Origin of the sequence: Mycobacterium sp. (assembly GCF_036488105.1) — a bacterium.
GTDB lineage: Bacteria > Actinomycetota > Actinomycetes > Mycobacteriales > Mycobacteriaceae > Mycobacterium.
This window is the reverse complement of record NZ_DASXHW010000128.1, coordinates 1-17302: the sequence shown is the minus strand read 5'-3', so window position 1 is coordinate 17302 and position 17302 is coordinate 1. Positions and strand designations below refer to the sequence as shown.

The window sequence follows — 17302 nt, the reverse complement described above, 5'->3', positions numbered from 1 at the left end:
AAATGCGGATCGACCGTGCGCACCGCGGACACCAGCGACTGGCCGGCCACCTGGCCGCCGAAGGTGCGCTGAAAGTTGCCCTGTTCGGGGCTGAACACGCTGCCCCGGTAGATGTTGACCTCGAGTTGCTCGAGATCAAGGATCTTTTCGATCGACACGGAGTGTTTTTACCAGCCGCGCTGGGCCAGGCGATGCGGCTCCGGCACCTGCTCGACGTTGATGCCCACCATCGCCTCACCCAAGCCGCGGGACACCTTGGCCAGCACATCGGGGTCGTCGTAGAAGGTGGTGGCCTTGACGATCGCCGCGGCGCGCTGCGCCGGGTCCCCGGATTTGAAGATGCCCGAGCCGACGAACACGCCCTCGGCCCCGAGCTGCATCATCATCGCGGCGTCGGCCGGGGTGGCGATACCACCCGCGGTGAACAAGGTGACCGGTAGCTTGCCGGCCCGCGCGACTTCGACGACCAGGTCGTAAGGAGCAGCCAATTCCTTTGCCGCTACGTATAATTCGTCCTCAGACAGCGATCCCAGTCGCCGGATCTCTCCCCCGATGGCGCGCATGTGCGTGGTCGCATTGGACACGTCACCGGTGCCGGCCTCGCCTTTGGAGCGGATCATCGCCGCGCCCTCGTTGATGCGCCGCAGCGCCTCACCCAGATTCGTGGCGCCGCAGACGAACGGCACGGTGAACTTCCACTTGTCGATGTGGTGGGTGTAGTCGGCCGGGGTCAGCACCTCGGACTCGTCGACGTAGTCCACACCGAGGCTCTGCAAAATCTGCGCTTCCACGAAGTGACCGATGCGCGCTTTGGCCATCACCGGGATGGTGACCGCGGAGATGATGCCCTCGATCATGTCGGGGTCGCTCATCCGCGACACCCCGCCCTGTGCGCGGATGTCGGCCGGTACGCGCTCCAGCGCCATCACCGCGACCGCCCCGGCGCCCTCGGCGATTCGAGCCTGCTCCGGCGTGACGACGTCCATGATCACGCCGCCCTTGAGCATTTCGGCCATCCCGCGCTTGACCCGCGCGGTTCCCGTGCGCCCAGAGCCGTTCGACGAAGCGGCGCTATCCACTGCTGATCTCCTTCAACCGAGGTCACCCGATTCTAGTGCTGGACGCCAAATCGTATTTTCCCGCGCGTCACAATCACCGGATGGACTGCAGTTGACGGGGCCGATCCGGCGAGCCCGCCAAGGCAACTGCCTCGGTCAGCAGCTCAGAGAGCTGCAGCGGATACACCGTCTCGCCGGCATCGGCCAACTCGGCGATGTCGGCAGCGTCACACCAACGGTGTCCGTGGATGTAACGGCTCTCCAGTTCGGTGCGGCCCACCGTGGACGGCTCGAAGCGTTCGGTGCGGTAGACGAAGAAGAATTCCTCGCTGTCGATCGCCGCGCCGTTGAAGTCGAACACCGCATCGCGCCGCCACATCGGCCCGACGATGTCGGCGGGATCGACCCGCAAACCCGTCTCCTCGGTCAATTCACGAGCCGCGGCCTGCGCCAAGGACTCCCCGTCCCCGACCTGGCCACCCACGGTGAACCACCATCGCTGCGCGCCCCCGGCTTGCTCGGACGCTGCGGGGTCCGATCCGCACAGCAGCAACACCGCGCCGGTCTCGTCGAGCAACACCACCCGCGCCGACGTGCGCCGGCCGGCTGCGGGGTGATCGGCGTGGCGTAGCGCCTGCGCTTGTTCGGCGATCTCGAAATAGGTTGGCAGCGCTGCTGTTCCAGCCAACCGGAACCACCGGATCAGGCGCCTCTCGCGCAATGCGAGCGTGTCGCGCACCGCGTCGTTGTGGAATCGGCGCGCCAGCACCACCCGGGCTTCGGCATCGGCCAGCTCCGCGACCAGGCCCGCAGGCCCCGCCGCAGGATCGACCAATGCCAGCGCGGCCGACAACTTGTTCTCACATGCTTCACGGGCCGGCCGTGGGGCGGCTTCTGCCGCGTCGGCCCGCGCGACCAACTGGCGGGCCTCAGCATCGGCCGGACCACCGAACGCGTTCGCCGCGACCGCGCGGGCCACCACCGCCCGGCGGGCCAGCGCGGCGTCCAGGGCCTGCCAGGACAGGTCGTAGCGCACGTGCAGGCGGTCCAGCCGATTGGCCGCGCGATACCCCCAGGCGCCGAATCCGAGCAGCACCAGCAGCAGCAGGACCAGGGCGGCGACGAGCGGAAGCGTCCACGACATCAGCTCGCCACCTGCACTTTGTTCCCGGTGACGGCGACGGTCTCGTAGACCCGCATGATCTGATTGGCCACCACCGGCCAGTCGTAGCGGCGCACCGCTTCTTCGCCGGCCACAGCGTAGCGCTCGGCCAGCGCGTCGTTCTCCAGCACCGCGATCAGGCCCTCGGCCAGTGCGGCACTGTCATCGACCGCCACCAGCCGCCCGGCCTCGCCGTCGCGCAGCACGCGCCGGAACGCGTGCAGGTCGCTGGCCACCACCGGGGTACCGGCGGCCATCGCCTCGACGAGCACGATGCCGAAGCTTTCCCCGCCGAGATGCGGCGCGCAGTAGACATCGGCGCTGCGCAGCGCCGACGCCTTGGCGGCGTCGTCGACCAGACCGAGGAAACGCAAATGACCGGCCAATTCGCCGACCTTGGCCCGCAGTTCGTCTTCGTTGCCGCGGCCGACGATCAGCACCTGCAGCCCCGGAAAGCGCCCGACGAGGCCGGGCAGCGCATCGATCAGCACGGCCATCCCCTTGCGGGGCTCGTCGTAGCGGCCCAGGAACAACACCGTCTTGGCGGGCCGCGGATACCCCTCGAGCAACGGCGCCGAGGCGATCGCGGCGACGTCGACGCCGTTGGGAATCTCGACCGCGTCCGATCCCAGCGCCTCCATCTGCCAGCGTCGGGCCAAGTCGGACACCGCGATGCGGCCAACGATCTTCTCCTGCATGGGCCGTAGCAGGCCCTGAACTACGGAGAGCGTCAGCGATTTGGTGGTCGAGGTGTGAAAGGTGGCCACGATGGGCCCCTCGGCGATCCGTAGCGCCCACATCGACAGGCTCGGCGCATTGGGTTCATGCAGATGCAGCACGTCGAAGTCGCCCTCGGTCAGCCAGCGCCTTACCTTGCCGTGCACGCTCGGGCTGATCTGCAGGCGGGCCACCGAACCGTTGTAGGGAATCGGCACGGCCCGGCCGGCCGAGACGACGAACTCGGGCAATGTGACATGCGGTGACGACGGCGCCAGGACGCTGACGTCCTGACCGCGTTCCCGCATCGCCTCGGCAAGCTGCAATACATGCGACTGCACGCCACCCGGCACGTCGAACGAGTACGGGCACACCATCCCGATCCGCATCAGGTCTCCGCCAATCGGGCCCGTCGCTCGTCGGACAAGTCCGCCAGCCATTGGGGCTGGAGCATGTGCCAGTCGGCGGGATGCTCGGCGATGTTGCGGGCGAAGGTGTCGGCCAGCGCCTGAGTGACGACGCCGACGTCACCGCTGGTGCAGTCCAGCGGCGGGTAGAACTGGACGCGGGTGCCGTCACTCTCGTACCAGCAATGCACCGGCAGCAGCGCCGCGCCGGTGGTGATCGCCAGCTTCGCCGGACCGGCCGGCATCCTGGTCGGTTCGCCGAAGAAGTCGACTTGGACCCCGGTGCGGGTCAGATCGCGCTCGGCCATCAGGCACACGGTCTTGTTGTCCCGCAGTCGTTCGCTGAGCAGCTCGAAGGGTGGCTGCTCGCCACCGGACAGCGGGATTACCTCGAAGCCAAGGCTTACCCGGTAGTCGATGAACCGCCGGTACAACGACTCGGGTTTGAGCCGCTCGGCGACGGTGGTGAAGGTGCCGCGAGTCTGGGCCAGCCACACCCCGGCCATATCCCAGTTGCCGCTGTGCGGCAACGCCGCCACCGCACCGCGGCCGTTGGCTAGCGCCGCATCGAGATGTTCTTGACCCAGAACGGTTTCGGCGAGCTGCTGGCCGACCGCGTGGTGATCCATCGCCGGCAACCGAAACGCCTCGCGCCAGTAGCGGGCATACGACGCCAGCGACGCCCGCATCAGACTGCCCGGCACGTCTTTGGGCGCGACGCCGATCACGCGTGCGAGGTTCTTCCGCAGCTGATCCGGTCCCCCGTTGCGCGACGCGTACAGCGCTGCGGCGTCGAATGCGTTGCGCGCGGCGAATTCCGGCAGGGCGCGCACCGTCAGCCAGCCGGCCGCATAACCCCAGTCGGTCATTCGACTGCCCAGCGAAACACCTCTAATACCAGGCCGTTTCAGGCCGGCTGGCACGATCACGGCTCGCCCGTCCCAGGATCGACGTGGCCCGACTTCCCCGGCGGTGGTAGCGGATCGGCCGCGCCGGTCGAGCGCCGCACGGTGTGTAACCGCTGAGCACAGGTGATCATGCTGGCCGCCGCCAGCAACCACATCGCCACCGGCAGCGCCCACGGCAACGGAAAGATCGGCAGGTCCGACAGTCCCGCGCCGACGAGCACGATGATCAATCGTTCCGGGCGTTCGATGAAGCCGCCGTCACCGCGCAGCCCACTGGCTTCGGCACGAGCCTTGATGTACGAGATTACCTGAGAGGTGACCAGGCAGATCAACGTCGCCACCACCAGCGGCCGGCTGCCCAGGCCGAACGCCGCCCACCACGCCAGCCCACAGAACACCGCGCCGTCGCTGATCCGGTCGCAGGTGGCGTCCAGCACCGCACCAAACCTGGTGCCACCGCCGCTCTCTCGCGCCATGGCACCGTCGACCAAATCGAACATCACGAAAAACCAGATCACCAAGGTGCCGACGAACAGCTTGCCGATGGGAAACAGCGTCAACGCCGCAAGCACCGCGGCGGCGGTGGCGATGATCGTGACCCCGTCGGCGGTGAAGCCGGCATGCAGAAACGCCCGCGCCACCGGGTTGGTGACTCGGGCCACTCCCTCGCGGGACAACAGCTTGCTCACGACTGCCTACTCACGATTGCCGGTCCCATTCGGTGGCCAACAGGCGGCGGGTGTCGCGCAGCAACTGCGGGATCACCTTGGAATCGCCGATGATCGTGATGAAGTTGGCGTCGCCACCCCATCGCGGCACCACGTGCACATGCAGGTGCTCGGCCAGCGAACCGCCCGCCGACTGGCCCAGGTTGACCCCGACGTTGAAACCGTGTGGGCGCGACACGTTCTTGATCACCCGAATCGCCTTCTGGATGAACGCCATCAGCTCGCTGCTTTCCGCCTCGGTCAGATCCTCGAGCTCAGAAAGCCGGCGGTATGGCACCACCATCAGATGCCCCGGGTTGTACGGGTAGAGGTTGAGCACGGCGTAGACCAGTTCGCCGCGCGCCACGACCAGACCGTCTTCGTCGGACAGCTGCGGGATGTCGGTGAACGGCTGGGCCCGGTCGTTGTTATCCTGCTTCAGCGGCCCGTCGGCCAGGTAACTCATTCGATAGGGCGTCCACAACCGCTGCAGATGGTCGGATTCACCCACGCCCCTGTCGACGATCGCGTCGTCCTCAGCCACGAGTGCTCACCTTGACCAAATCGGCAGTGGGGACGTTATTTTCACGATCGGCGATCCACTACTTGATGACGGTTACCGCCTCGTCGCGAGGAACGCCGTTGATCTGCGTGCGATCACCGAACCGGAAACTGACCGCGCCGGCCTCGACGTCGCGGTCGCCGGCCAGCAGCATGAACGGCACTCGCTGGTTGGTGTGGTTGACGATCTTCTTGGCCATCCGGTCATCGCTGGCGTCCACCTCAACCCGGATGCCATGTGACTTCAATTGAGCGGCAACGTCTTCCAGATATGACACGTGGCCGTCGGCAACCGGAATGCCGACCACCTGGACCGGAGCCAGCCAGGCCGGAAACGCGCCCGCGTAGTGCTCGGTGAGGATGCCGAAGAAGCGTTCGATCGAACCGAACAGCGCGCGGTGGATCAGCACCGGACGCTGCCGCGAACCGTCGGCGGCCGTGTACTCCAGGTCGAACCGGTCCGGCATGTTGAAGTCGAGCTGAATGGTCGACATCTGCCAGCTGCGACCCAGCGCATCCTTGACCTGCACCGAGATCTTCGGGCCGTAGAACGCCGCGCCGCCTGGGTCGGGAACCAGATGCAGGCCGGAGCCTTCGGCGACCTCGCTGAGAATCGCGGTCGCTTCGTCCCACACCTCGTCGGAGCCGACGTACTTCTCCGGGTCCTTGGTGGACAACTCGAGGTAGAAGTCGTTGAGGCCGTAGTCGGCCAGCAGGTCCAGCACGAACCGCAACAGCGACGCCAGCTCGTCGCGCATCTGCTCGCGCGTGCAGTAGATGTGCGCGTCGTCCTGCGTCATGCCGCGCACTCGGGTCAGGCCGTGCACCACACCGGATTTCTCGTAGCGGTAGACGGTGCCGAACTCGAACAGCCGCAACGGAAGTTCGCGGTAGGACCGGCCACGCGAGCGGTAGATCAGGTGATGCATCGGGCAGTTCATCGGCTTGAGGTAGTAGTCCTGCCCCGGCTTGCGGACGGTGCCGTCCTCGTTGAACTCCGCGTCGATGTGCATCGGCGGAAACATGCCCTCGGCGTACCACTCGAGGTGGCCCGAGGTGATGTAGAGCTGCTCCTTGGTGATGTGCGGGGTGTTGACGAACTGGTATCCGGCCTCGGCGTGCTTGCGCCGCGAATAGTCCTCCAGCTCGGTGCGCACCACACCTCCCTTGGGATGGAAAACCGCCAGGCCCGAGCCGATTTCGTCAGGAAAGCTGAACAGATCCAGCTCGACACCGAGCTTGCGGTGATCGCGACGCTGAGCTTCTTCGAGCAACTCCAGGTGGCGATCCAACGCCTCCTGCGATTCCCACGCGGTTCCGTAGATGCGCTGCAGGCTGGCGTTGCTCTGGTCGCCGCGCCAGTAGGCGGCCGAGCTGCGGGTGAGCCTGAAGGCCGGGATGTGTTTGGTGGTGGGGATGTGCGGGCCGCGGCACAGGTCGCCCCAAACCCGTTCGCGGGTGCGGGGATTCAGGTTGTCGTAGGCGGTCAGCTCGTCGCCGCCGACCTCCATGACGTCGGGATCGCCCGACTTGTCGTCGACGAGCTCGAGTTTGTAGGGCTCGCCGGCCAGCTCGCCGCGGGCCTGATCCTTCGATTCGTAGACACGCCGGTCGAACAGCTGCCCCTCTTTGACGATCTGGCGCATCCGCTTTTCCAGCTTGTCCAGGTCTTCGGGCGTGAACGGGTCGGCGACGTCGAAGTCGTAGTAGAACCCGTCGGTGATCGGCGGCCCGATTCCGAGTTTGGCTGCCGGGAACAGATCCTGGACGGCTTGGGCCAACACGTGCGCGGCCGAGTGCCGGATGACACTGCGCCCGTCGTCGGTGTCAGCCGCCACCGGGACGACATCGACGTCGGCGTCGGGAGTCCAGCTCAAGTCGCGCAGTTTGCCGTCGGCGTCGCGCACCACCACAATCGCGTCGGGGGCGCCGCGCCCCGGCAGGCCCGCTTCGCGGACCGCGGCCGCCGCGGTCGTCCCGGCGGGCACCCGGATCGGGGCTGCTGGGGCGGGGTGTGCGGGGGCGGTCATCGACGCGGTCTCCATGGCTTTCGGGTGTTCAGAGGGACCCGACCATGCTATCGGGATGACTATTGCCGAAGGTTGCAGCCTTACGGCTGGCCCGGTTTGAGGAGGACGAACAGGGCCTCGGCGTCGGTGAGAACGGTGTTGCGGTCACTGAGCCGGCCGGACACGAAGATCTTTCGGCCTTCCACCCGGTCGACCCGCGCGTCGACCTGCAGCTCCTGATTGATCGGGACGATCTGGCGGTAGTTGACGTGCAGGTACGCCGTGCGCTGGCGTGGACCACCGGTGATCACCCCGGACGTCATGCCCAAGACGGAATCGAACAGCAGCCCGAGCGCGCCGCCGTGAACGGCGCCGTTGCGGCCCAGATGAAACCGTCGGAAGCGGGCCCAGCCCTCGATGCGGCCGTCGCCGGTTCTGCGCACCTTCATCGGCACCGGCAGGATGTTGCCGCGGTTCGGCAAGTCGATGCGGCGCCCGGACGGGGTCGCCCACTCATCGGTATCGAAGGGGCCGAGTAACTCCGCGACCTTTTCAACCAGGTCGGCCGCCTCGCTGATCACGTCGTCGGGCGCATCGACCGCTCGGGCATGGTCCTGCAGCGTGCGTACCGCTTCGATGAACCGGCCGTAGTCCGGGCCGCCCTTGGTCGTCGGTTCGGGCGGGTTGAATCCACCACCCGGATGTCGCGCATGTTCGCCGGCCACCAGAACACCGTATTGCGCGGCGGCGAGAAGGTTCCCCGCACCTCGAGATCGACGGCAGAGCGATTCTTTGGCATCGTCAGCGCGCTGGCGTCGATCTCGACGCCGTTAACCGCCCTGCTGCTCGCCGAGCTCGGTCAGCTTCGCGAACTCGTCGTCGCTGAGCTCGATCTCGGCGGCGGCGACGTTCTCCTCCAAGTGCGCGACACTTGAGGTGCCCGGAATCGGGAGCACCACCGGTGAGCGTTTCAGCAACCAGGCCAGCGCCAGCTGCGAGGGCGTCGCATGACCGTGCTCGGCACCGAGCTTGGCGAGCGGACCGTCCGGGGCAGCGAGCGGGCCCGCCGCCAGCGGGAACCACGGAATGAACCCGATCCCCTGGGTGGCGACCTCGTTCAGGAGCGGTTCGGCGGAGCGGTTGGTCAGGTTGTACAGATTTTGCACCGAGACAATCTGCGTGATCTTTTGGGCGGCGTGCAGCTGGTCGACTTTGATCTCTGACAGACCGATGTGGCGGATCTTGCCTTCCTGCTGCAATTTGACCAGCTCGCCGATCTGGTCCTCCAGCGGGAATTTGTCGTCGATGCGGTGCAGCTGAAACAGGTCGATGGTCTCCACGCCAAGGCGGCGCAGGCTGAGCTCGGCCTCTTGACGTAGGTAGGCGGGGAAGCCCAGCGGAACCCACACGTCGGGTCCGGTGCGCAGCAACCCGGCCTTGGTCGCGATCACCAGCCCGTCGTAGGGATGCAACGCCTCCCGGATGATCTCCTCGGCGATGTAAGGGCCATATGAATTCGCGGTGTCGATGAAGTTGACGCCGAGTTCGGCAGCGCGCCGCAGCACGCGAACCGCTTCGTCCCGGTCGGCGGGCGGGCCCCAAACTCCCTTGCCGGTCAGACGCATTGCGCCGTAGCCGAGGCGGTTGATGGTGAGATCACCGCCGAGAGTGAAGGTTCCGGATGCCTGGGCGGGAGCTTGGGTAGTCACATCGCCGACCGTACGCGAGCCCGCAAAAACCGGCCACGTTCGCGTGGCAAGCTGTCCCGGTGGAATTGCACACGATTGCTCAACTGCCCTTCACCTATCCGGAGGTGGGCGCCACGGCAGGCCCGCCACCCCCTGGGTACAAGCACATCGGCTACTCGGCTCACATCGGCATGGGTCAGCTGCGCTTCGAGCAGGCCGCTGACGCGGTTATGCACTGGGGCATGCAGCGCGGCTCCGGCCTGCGAGTGCAGGCCAGCAGCGACTTCGTCGCCGTCGGCACGGTGGTCGTGGTGAAAATCGGTTTCCTGAAGGCACCTTGCCGGGTCGTGTACGTCGTCGACGAGCCGCACGTGAAGGGGTTCGCCTACGGCACGCTGCCCGGTCACCCGGAGTCCGGCGAGGAGCGGTTCGTGGTGCGCCACGACCCCATCACCTCCGCGGTGTTCGCCGAGGTCTTCGCCTTCTCCCGGCCGGCGACGTGGTGGAGTAAGGCGGGTGGACCGTTTACCTCGCTGCTGCAGCGCGTGATGAACAAGCGCTACGTGCAGGCAGTGTGAGCCCAGCCTGCGAGTAACTCGTGCGCGCCCGTGCAGAGGCGCTCGATGACCTCGCCCACTGGGGCGACATCGGTGACCATCCCGACGCCCTGGCCCGCGTCGACCGCCGCGATTCGGCGATCGTCGGCCGCGATCGCGGTGGCGAGTTCGGCTTCAGCATCGGCGTCTGCGGCCAATTCGTCCTCATGTCCGGTCCAGCGGGCGACGAAGTCGTTGCGCAGCACCCGTGACGGGAACCGCTCCGCCCACGGCAGATGACGGACGATGTCGTACACCCGGGTGCTGGCGGTGTCGGTCTCGCGGGCGGCGACCAGTGCGCGGCGTCCAGCGTCGGTCGTGAGGGCCTCCACTGACGCCGAGAGGCAAGTCCCAAGCCACGCTCCGCTAGCACCGGCGGCCAGCACCGCTGCCAGGCTACGCGGCGATGCGATGCCTCCGGCGGCCAGCACCGGCACCGAAACCACGTCCAGCACCGCGTCGAGCAGCGGCAGGGTGCCGATCGTCGCATCCCCGTGGCCGCCGCCTTCGCTGCCGCGAGCCACAATCAGGTTGATCCCGGCGTCTTCCGCTCTGCGTGCCTCGGCCCCGTTGTAAACCTGTGTGGCAGCAAGGATTCCGGCGTCGTGAACGCGGCTCACCCAAGACAGGTCGGTACCGAAGCTGACCGAGATCAGCACCGGCTGCGCGGCGAGCGCGGCCTCGAAAAGGCCCACCTCTTTTCGCATCACCCAGTCCACCAGGCCAATCCCGAATGTCCCTGTCACATGCGGCAATTCGGCGTGCAACGACGACGTCGATCCGGCTGTGCCCATGCCGACCATGCCGAGTCCGCCGGCGGCGCTGACCCCGGCGGCAAGCCGCCCGCCGGCAACGCCCCCCATAGGCGCGTTGACGATGGGCACGCGCAGGCCCATCGCCCGAGACCAGGGCGTCGACAGCATCTGGCTAAACCGAAGGGAGGCTTTTGAAGACGGTCAGCATGACCACCGAATCGTCGACTGCCTGCAGGGAGTGCCGTTGCGGAGGGATGACCACGTAGTCGCCGGTCTTGCCATCCCAGCTATCGTCACCGGCGGTGAGGTGCACATGTCCCTGCAAGACCTGCAGTGACGCCTGTCCGGGACTGTCGTGCTCGGAGAGTTCATGCCCCGCAAGTAACGCCACCACCGTCTGCCGCAGTTCGTGAGTGTGCCCTCCATGCAGCGTGTGCGAGGCGCGGCCACTGTTTGCCTGCCGCGCCGCCATGAGTTGGTCTGCGGCCAGGCTGGTCAGCGAAACGGATTCCATCATCGGTCCTTTGGTCGGCCCAGAACTCGTCGGAAGTTCCTTAATTGGATAGTAGAAGAATGCAAAAAAGGTACCCCCGGCCGCAACGGCTGGTCGCCGCTGCTTCCTTGGCAGGGTCGGGCATCCTTAACCCATGACCGTGGATGCGCTCCTGCAGTCGATACCTCCGCTGGCCGTATACGGCTTGGTCGGCGCCGTCGTCGGCGTGGAGAGCCTGGGCATTCCGCTGCCCGGCGAAATCGTTCTGGTCAGCGCGGCGTTGCTGTCGTCGCGGCACGAGCTGGCGGTCAACCCGGTCGGTGTCGGCGCTGCCGCTGTGATCGGCGCGGTGATCGGCGACTCGACCGGTTATGCCATTGGCCGGCGCCTCGGCCTGCCGCTGTTCGATCGGCTGGGTCGGCGCTTCCCGAATCATTTCGGTCCCGGGCATGTCATGTTCGCCGAACGGCTGTTTGACCGCTGGGGCGCGCGGGCCGTTTTCTTCGGGCGCTTTATCGCGCTGCTGCGGATATTCGCCGGGCCATTAGCCGGCGCGCTGAAGATGCGCTACGCCAGATTCCTCGTCGCAAACGTGTCGGGCGCGTTGTGCTGGGCGGGGGGCACCACCGCGCTGGTGTATTACGCGGGCATGGCCGCCGAACGCTGGCTGACTCGATTTTCTTGGATCGCGTTACTTCTCGCCGTGGTGTGCGGAGCGATTGCTGCAATCGTGCTGCGAGAGCGCACATCCCGCGCGATTGCCGACCTCGAGGCCGAGCACTCCGGCGAGTCCGACCCCACCGCCGCGTAGACGCCGTCGGTACCGGAAAACAACCAACACAGTTTCGGCATCGCCGTTCATGCTGCCTACTCGTCGCATAGCAAAGAAACGGCTCCGCTTTTCAATATCAGACAAAAAGTTCGCCGGAAATTGCGCACCTACGTTTCTAGATTTGCCAAGAACTATTTTCGGTACCCGAATCGTCGAAACGAGTCTGGTTCGTGAATTCTCACCCAATTCTCAGGCGGTTTCGCATGGACAGATCCGATACCGTTCTGTTATAAAGATATATCTGCTAATGACGTCCGTCTTAAGCTTCTAGGGCAGGCATCCATATCGAGGCGCGCGGAGCGCCTGTGGATCAGGAGCACTATGAGCACTTTTGCTATTGCCGATCCGTCCTTCCATCCTTTGATGCTGAGCAGCCGGCTGATTTCGGAACTGGCGCAAGCACGCAGCACCCTCCGGGCGACCACCGAGCGCTGCGACTTGGCCGTGATCGTCAGCGCCGGCGGTGAGCTGGACGCATCCAACGACGCCGTCTGGCGACGCCTGCTGAGCGAGGCGGCCGCGGCGGCCGCTCCTCCCGGACCGCTCGTGGTGGACATCAGCGGCCTTGACTTCATGGGGTGCTGCGCATACGCCGCCCTCGCCGAGGAGGCAGAGCTCTGTCGGGATCGCGGAGTCGAGATGCGGCTGGTGAGTAACCAGCCGGTCGTCTCGCGCATCCTGGCGGCCTGTGGCCTCAGTGAGGCGCTGCCCGTCGACGTCAGCGTGGACGCCGCGCTGGCGACGTGCATCCTCGTCGACTGACACCATTGCCTAGCCGCACATACGCTGGGCCAGGAGCTCTTTACCGGCACAACCTCAGGTTGGAAATCCGAAGAGCTGGACCACCCCGTGATCGCGGCCGGCGGTGTAACCACCGTCGACGGCGATTGCCTGGCCGCTGACGAAGGATGCATCGGTCGACACCAGGAAAGCCGCCATCGCGGCGATCTCCTCCGCGCGGCCCATCCGCTGCAGCGCGTGCTCTTCGGTGACCGAGGCCCGCGGTCCTTCCATTCCCGGCAAGCCGAAAACGCTTTCGGTCAAAGGTGTTTCGATGAAGCCGGGACAGATGGCATTCGCCCGGATACCGCTTGGGCCGTAGTCGAGCGCGATGTTCTTGGTGAGCATCACGACGCCACCTTTGGCGGCGTTGTAGACGCTGCCGCCCGCCGTGCCTTCCAGACCCTCGATGCTGGCCAACGTCACGATCGAACCTCGTTCGCCGTCGACCCGGGGTTGGTCGATCATGCGGGCCAGGGCCGCTTTGGCGACGAGAAAGGTGCCGGTGAGGTTGATCGCGATCACCCGTTCCCATTCGGCGCGATCCAGCAGATGGACCGGGCCTCCGCCCGCGACCCCAGCGGCGTGCACCACACCGTCGAGCCGGTCCGGCACGGCGGTGAGCACGCCGGCGATTGCGGCCTCGTCAGTGATGTCGGCGGCCACGAACCGGAAGTCGGGACCGAGGTCAGGCGGGGCAGCCAGGTCGGCGCCGACGACGCTGCCGCCTTCGGCCAGCAATCGCTCGGCGGTAGCCAGTCCAATCCCCGATGCGGCACCGGTGACGACGAACGTGCGTGAACTGGCGCGATCGACGCTCACCATGACTGATCCTCTCGAATTCGGCTGCCGCGCAATCAGAGTCCGAATTGGTCGTCGATGATGCCCAGCCAGATCTGGGCGACGTCCATGGCGACCTTCTCGCTGATGAACGCGTGCTGGGTTCCGGTGTAGATGTCACGGAATGCGCGCTCGAGTCGGCTACCCTCGCGGATCGCGGTGGTCCCGGCCGCCAGGTGCGCCCACTCGGCGGCCGCCCGTGCTGTGTCGGTGGCGTACACCGCCGCGACCCTCATGTCGGCGCGCAATTGAGGCGTCAGGTCGTTGCCCGCGTCAACCGCTGCCTCTGCCGTGGAAAAGGCATCGATCACCAGCAGCCGTGCCGCCCGCCAGGCAGCGACGTGGTGGGCGAAACCCTTCTGGAAGGTCTGACGGCTGGCCAGCGTGGCCATATCGCTCATCCGCACCTTGGTGGCCGCGAGTTCCTCGACATCGTCGAGCATGCTCTTGGCGACCCCCAGGGCGAATGATGCGTGGCCGGCAGCGGTGATGGGCATCAGGCCCATCCGGCTGGCCGCCGAGCTTCCGCGGAAAGGCTCACGGGCGAACAGCGGCATGGTTCGGCATTCCGGTACGAACACGTCGGCGACGTTGTAGTCGTACGAGCCGGTGCCCTTGAGCCCCTGGACATGCCATCCGTCGGTGAAGTTGACCTCCTCGCGAGGCAGAAACGCGACCCGCATGTCGGGAATGCCCTCACTGACCCAACGCATTTCACCGTTGTCCATCGGGAAGAAGCCGGCGCCGATGTAGGCCGAGTGTCCGGTGCCGGAGCCGAAACTCCACGCACCGTTCAACCGGTAGCCACCGTCGACGGCTGTTCCCTGGCCGTTGGGAAAGTACTGACCCCCGATGGTGATGCGGCTGTCGTTCCGGGTGAATATCTCGTCGAAGCCGCCGTCGGGAAGGTAGGTGGCGGCCGCGAACGTCGACGGCAGGTTGGCGATCCCGATCCAGCCGAAAGAACCATCCTGCCAAGCCATTTCGATCCAGGTGTCGATCATCTCCTGGAAGGACGGCTCCACTCCGCCGGCCGCCTTCGGGTTGAACGCCACCATCAGGCCAGAGGCCCACATCTCGTCGACGATCGCCGGCGAGAGCGTTCGCAGGCGTTCGGACTCTGCCGCCTCGGCAGAGACCAGGTCGCGCATCCCACGAGCTCGATCCACTACCGACACGTCAGCCACCAGCGCCGCTCCTCTCGGTCTGCCGCCTTACATCATCGGCGATGAAGATCGATTCGCGTCACTGATTGGCCTCCGGCCATCTTTCGCTAGGTGGGAACACTCCCTGCTTGCGCCCCGTCCATTCCTTTACTCGTGCTTTTTCCGCTGCCTTCGCCTTGGCCGCCGCCTTTTTCCGTGCCTCGAAGGTGTCGTCGTCGTCGTCATCGTCTTCATCTTCATCGGGGTTGTCGTCGACCTCGAAGAGGACCTCGTACCACCGCTTGTGGGGCTGTACCCGCGTTTCGACATCGCCCGTCGGAGTCGCTCGCCTGATCAGTACATTCTCCAGGCTCGGATCGCGCCGGCTGATGAAGGACTCCAACGCCTCCGCCAACTGAACTCCGCTAAGACTGATATCTGCGAGCGCCCTGCCTTGGTACATAGCCACGCCGGACATTCTTGCACCGGACTCTCGCGGCATGCATTCTTTCCGGCCGCGTAGGGGCGACTTGGGGCCGTCTCCGTGGAGCCGCCAAAGACGACTGACCTCCGCACCAGCATCGCCAGGCCATGTTCCGGCCGTTGCTGGTACACCACACCTAGCTAACCGACCACCCGCCGTCGCGGTAGCTGTGGCCGTCCGGGCAGCAGGTCGGTGGCACGACAACCCAGCCGCGCTCGGGGGGCACGAGGTCGCCGACGAAGTTGTTCGGGAAATCGTCGCGACGCGGGGCGGCCACCGAACCGTTGTAACCCGAACCACCGACAACAACGCGCGGCGGCCGTACCGTCTCGGCTACCTTGGCGCATGACTATGTACATCGGCGGTCTAGGGGTCCAGTCCCACCCCGAGCTGTTCGCGTATTAAACGGCTGAGATGATGCACGTTTTCCGCCGGCACCTTGGCTGCCACTGCGCGAGCAATTCTGAGCCAGTCGAGCCCTTGTTTTTGTAGCCGAACTGCCAGCTCGCGTAGTCGATTTAGGTCGGGCACTGCATCCGTCGGGGCCACCACGTGCACTGGCGCATAGCGCCGCGAAAGTGTATTGACCAAGCGGTCGGAGTCACGGCCGCAGGGGCCGAGCCAGTTTTCGAAGAGGACGAGCTGCTGAATGGTTGCCGCCTCGGCTCTAAGCTCGACTGGGTACTGCCCTGCGCTCTGGAATGCGTATAACCGATCCTCACACCATTCGGTGATGGTTCCAGTCAGTTCCACTACGCCGAGGACTAAAACGATCTTGGTTGGATCGATTTTCCGATCCCACCGCCAGCCGAAAGTTTTCAGTACCACTGCTTCCAGAAGGGCGTCTTCGAGGTGGGCGAAGGTGTAGACCCCCACGGTGCAGCTCGGGTCGAGCGGTTGGTGCCTGGGCGTGTCCAGACACTCTGCGGCCAGCACAGGGGCCTTCCAGAGGTGTCCCAAGTAGATGCCGCGAAGCATCCATTCCTCGGGTGCCACGGCCCAGATGCGCCACGCCATTGGATTTCCAGCCATGGTTAAAGCCTTATAGCAGTCGGCCCGCCCCGAGGAGACAACGGGGCGGACCGATTACTTAGCTGGACGTGGGCTGGGCCGGATAGGTCCCCCGCAATGTGCCGAGCGGAGAACCAGAGACGCCGGATACACCGAGATAACATCGCCCCTGCTTCGCAGGGCCGGAAACCATATCCTGCCTGCGACAACGTAAGTGGTCCCGGCTGGGTTCGAACCAGCGACCTCCCGCGTGTGAGGCGGGCGCTCTTCCGCTGAGCTACGAGACCGATTCCGCAGGCGAAACGACGTTGAAGATTAGCACGCGCGGCTCCACCGGCAGAACGTGCTGCCCGACGATAAACAACGGCGCGCGTGTCGATGCAGAGGAATTTGTGCGGTCCCGCACAGGTGGACTATCGTCGTGCTTCGCACCGGGCGACGATCTCGTCCGTTGCGCGCGGATGTAGCGCAGTTGGTAGCGCATCACCTTGCCAAGGTGAGGGTCGCGGGTTCGAATCCCGTCATCCGCTCGAAGGTGCAAATGGCATCAATCCCAGCGGTGGAGTGGCCGAGTGGTGAGGCAACGGCCTGCAAAGCCGTGCACACGGGTTCGATTCCCGTCTCCACCTCAAGATTTATTTCCCCGGCGCGATTAGCTCAGCGGGAGAGCGCTTCCCTGACACGGAAGAGGTCACTGGTTCAATCCCAGTATCGCGCACCACGTTTGACGTGCACCGATGGTCAAATCCGAACGGTTTTGCACCACATATGCACCACAACGTCTCTGCAGGTCAGGACTCCGCACAGTATCAGTGAGGAGAATTGCCCAGTGACCACAGCAACCACCACACCCAACCCGTTCCCTGATGTTCCGCTGCCCGCCGGCGCCGACTTCGGCGACATCTGGGAGGGCGAAGGCGACGACGTACATCGCGTCGTCATGGGCGACACCCGCGGCATCACCGACACGGACGTGATCGTCTGGACATCCGCAATTCAGTACTGGGACGGCAGCATCGACACCGACGGTGAGATCGAAAAGCCTGCGCTCCACATAGACGCTGGAGCTGGCGCAGACATCAGTAGCTTGAACAGTGATCAGGCCCGTGAGTTGGCAGCGGCTCTGCTAGAGGCTGCGGCCGAACTCGA

At 65.6% G+C, this 17302-nt stretch carries 19 protein-coding genes, 4 tRNA genes and 2 pseudogenes; 7 read left to right on the top strand and 18 right to left on the bottom strand.

What is annotated here, in order from left to right; all coding sequences use genetic code 11:
* The 10 genes and pseudogenes from VGH54_RS06890 to VGH54_RS06845 form a co-directional block, all read right to left on the bottom strand.
* A pseudogene (locus tag VGH54_RS06890) lies at positions 1–158 on the bottom strand (acyl-CoA thioesterase II); the annotation flags it as partial.
* Between the two features lie 9 nt (positions 159–167).
* On the bottom strand, positions 168–1016 hold the full coding sequence (gene pdxS, locus VGH54_RS06885; protein ID WP_414688660.1) for a pyridoxal 5'-phosphate synthase lyase subunit PdxS: 849 nt from the start codon (positions 1014–1016) through the stop codon (positions 168–170).
* Positions 1017–1152: 136 nt separating this feature from the next.
* Positions 1153–2202 carry an NUDIX hydrolase gene (locus VGH54_RS06880; protein WP_331511186.1) on the bottom strand — a complete coding sequence of 350 codons (1050 nt, stop codon included), beginning with the start codon at positions 2200–2202 and terminating at the stop codon, positions 1153–1155.
* Positions 2202–3326 (bottom strand): glycosyltransferase family 4 protein, encoded by a 1125-nt coding sequence (locus tag VGH54_RS06875; protein ID WP_331511185.1) that lies wholly within the window; start codon positions 3324–3326, stop codon positions 2202–2204. Before VGH54_RS06875 ends, VGH54_RS06880 begins: the two co-directional genes overlap by 1 nt.
* Positions 3326–4213, bottom strand: coding sequence for a phosphatidylinositol mannoside acyltransferase (locus tag VGH54_RS06870; RefSeq protein ID WP_331511184.1), 888 nt, complete (start codon positions 4211–4213; stop codon positions 3326–3328). The genes VGH54_RS06875 and VGH54_RS06870 overlap by 1 nt, the downstream gene beginning before the upstream one ends.
* Before the next feature lie 56 nt (positions 4214–4269).
* A complete protein-coding gene (gene pgsA / locus VGH54_RS06865; protein ID WP_331511183.1) occupies positions 4270–4941 on the bottom strand; it encodes a phosphatidylinositol phosphate synthase in 672 nt (223 codons plus the stop codon).
* Positions 4942–4951: 10 nt separating this feature from the next.
* Positions 4952–5503: an HIT domain-containing protein gene (locus tag VGH54_RS06860; RefSeq protein ID WP_331511182.1), complete on the bottom strand. Its 552-nt coding sequence runs from the start codon at positions 5501–5503 to the stop codon at positions 4952–4954.
* A pseudogene (thrS, locus tag VGH54_RS06855) lies at positions 5496–7550 on the bottom strand (threonine--tRNA ligase). Before thrS ends, VGH54_RS06860 begins: the two are co-directional and overlap by 8 nt.
* Before the next feature lie 80 nt (positions 7551–7630).
* On the bottom strand, positions 7631–8257 hold the full coding sequence (locus tag VGH54_RS06850) for a PaaI family thioesterase (protein ID WP_331511189.1): 627 nt from the start codon (positions 8255–8257) through the stop codon (positions 7631–7633).
* Positions 8258–8359: 102 nt separating this feature from the next.
* Positions 8360–9238: an aldo/keto reductase gene (locus VGH54_RS06845; protein ID WP_331511181.1), complete on the bottom strand. Its 879-nt coding sequence runs from the start codon at positions 9236–9238 to the stop codon at positions 8360–8362.
* 59 nt (positions 9239–9297) lie between these two features.
* On the opposite strand from VGH54_RS06845, the gene VGH54_RS06840 reads away from it, so the two are divergent.
* Positions 9298–9795, top strand: coding sequence for a DUF1990 domain-containing protein (locus VGH54_RS06840; RefSeq protein WP_331511180.1), 498 nt, complete (start codon positions 9298–9300; stop codon positions 9793–9795).
* Here the strand turns inward: VGH54_RS06840 and VGH54_RS06835 are convergent.
* Together VGH54_RS06835 and VGH54_RS06830 are read right to left on the bottom strand one after the other, a co-directional pair.
* Positions 9777–10736 (bottom strand): nitronate monooxygenase, encoded by a 960-nt coding sequence (locus VGH54_RS06835; RefSeq protein WP_331511179.1) that lies wholly within the window; start codon positions 10734–10736, stop codon positions 9777–9779. The genes VGH54_RS06840 and VGH54_RS06835 overlap by 19 nt on opposite strands.
* 4 nt (positions 10737–10740) lie before the next feature.
* Positions 10741–11082: a cupin domain-containing protein gene (locus tag VGH54_RS06830; protein ID WP_331511178.1), complete on the bottom strand. Its 342-nt coding sequence runs from the start codon at positions 11080–11082 to the stop codon at positions 10741–10743.
* Between the two features lie 133 nt (positions 11083–11215).
* On the opposite strand from VGH54_RS06830, the gene VGH54_RS06825 reads away from it, so the two are divergent.
* Both VGH54_RS06825 and VGH54_RS06820 read left to right on the top strand, forming a co-directional pair.
* Positions 11216–11872: a DedA family protein gene (locus VGH54_RS06825; RefSeq protein WP_331511177.1), complete on the top strand. Its 657-nt coding sequence runs from the start codon at positions 11216–11218 to the stop codon at positions 11870–11872.
* 342 nt (positions 11873–12214) lie between these two features.
* Positions 12215–12655 carry an anti-sigma factor antagonist gene (locus tag VGH54_RS06820; RefSeq protein WP_331511175.1) on the top strand — a complete coding sequence of 147 codons (441 nt, stop codon included), beginning with the start codon at positions 12215–12217 and terminating at the stop codon, positions 12653–12655.
* Between the two features lie 54 nt (positions 12656–12709).
* Here VGH54_RS06820 and VGH54_RS06815 read toward each other — a convergent pair whose 3' ends face one another.
* From VGH54_RS06815 to VGH54_RS06790, 6 genes are all read right to left on the bottom strand, one after another.
* Positions 12710–13498: an SDR family NAD(P)-dependent oxidoreductase gene (locus VGH54_RS06815; RefSeq protein WP_331511174.1), complete on the bottom strand. Its 789-nt coding sequence runs from the start codon at positions 13496–13498 to the stop codon at positions 12710–12712.
* 32 nt (positions 13499–13530) lie between these two features.
* Positions 13531–14664 (bottom strand): acyl-CoA dehydrogenase family protein, encoded by a 1134-nt coding sequence (locus VGH54_RS06810; RefSeq protein WP_331511188.1) that lies wholly within the window; start codon positions 14662–14664, stop codon positions 13531–13533.
* 94 nt (positions 14665–14758) lie between these two features.
* Positions 14759–15136: a hypothetical protein gene (locus VGH54_RS06805; RefSeq protein ID WP_331511173.1), complete on the bottom strand. Its 378-nt coding sequence runs from the start codon at positions 15134–15136 to the stop codon at positions 14759–14761.
* A 142-nt stretch (positions 15137–15278) separates the two neighbouring features.
* The gene (locus VGH54_RS06800; RefSeq protein ID WP_331511172.1) at positions 15279–15419 is read right to left on the bottom strand and encodes a hypothetical protein; all 141 of its coding nucleotides are present in this window, start codon (positions 15417–15419) and stop codon (positions 15279–15281) included.
* An 89-nt stretch (positions 15420–15508) separates the two neighbouring features.
* Complete coding sequence (locus VGH54_RS06795) at positions 15509–16159, bottom strand: hypothetical protein (RefSeq protein ID WP_331511171.1); 651 nt, start codon at positions 16157–16159, stop codon at positions 15509–15511.
* Positions 16160–16368: 209 nt separating this feature from the next.
* Positions 16369–16440: transfer RNA gene (locus VGH54_RS06790), tRNA-Val, on the bottom strand.
* Between the two features lie 170 nt (positions 16441–16610).
* Between VGH54_RS06790 and VGH54_RS06785 the strand changes: the two genes are divergently transcribed.
* The 4 genes from VGH54_RS06785 to VGH54_RS06770 all read left to right on the top strand — a co-directional run.
* A tRNA-Gly gene (locus tag VGH54_RS06785) sits at positions 16611–16683 on the top strand.
* A gap of 28 nt (positions 16684–16711) precedes the next feature.
* Positions 16712–16782, top strand: a tRNA-Cys gene (locus tag VGH54_RS06780).
* Positions 16783–16799: 17 nt separating this feature from the next.
* Positions 16800–16874, top strand: a tRNA-Val gene (locus VGH54_RS06775).
* Positions 16875–16982: 108 nt separating this feature from the next.
* Positions 16983–17302 (top strand): hypothetical protein (locus VGH54_RS06770; RefSeq protein ID WP_331511170.1); only part of this gene is annotated, 320 nt, incomplete at its 3' end.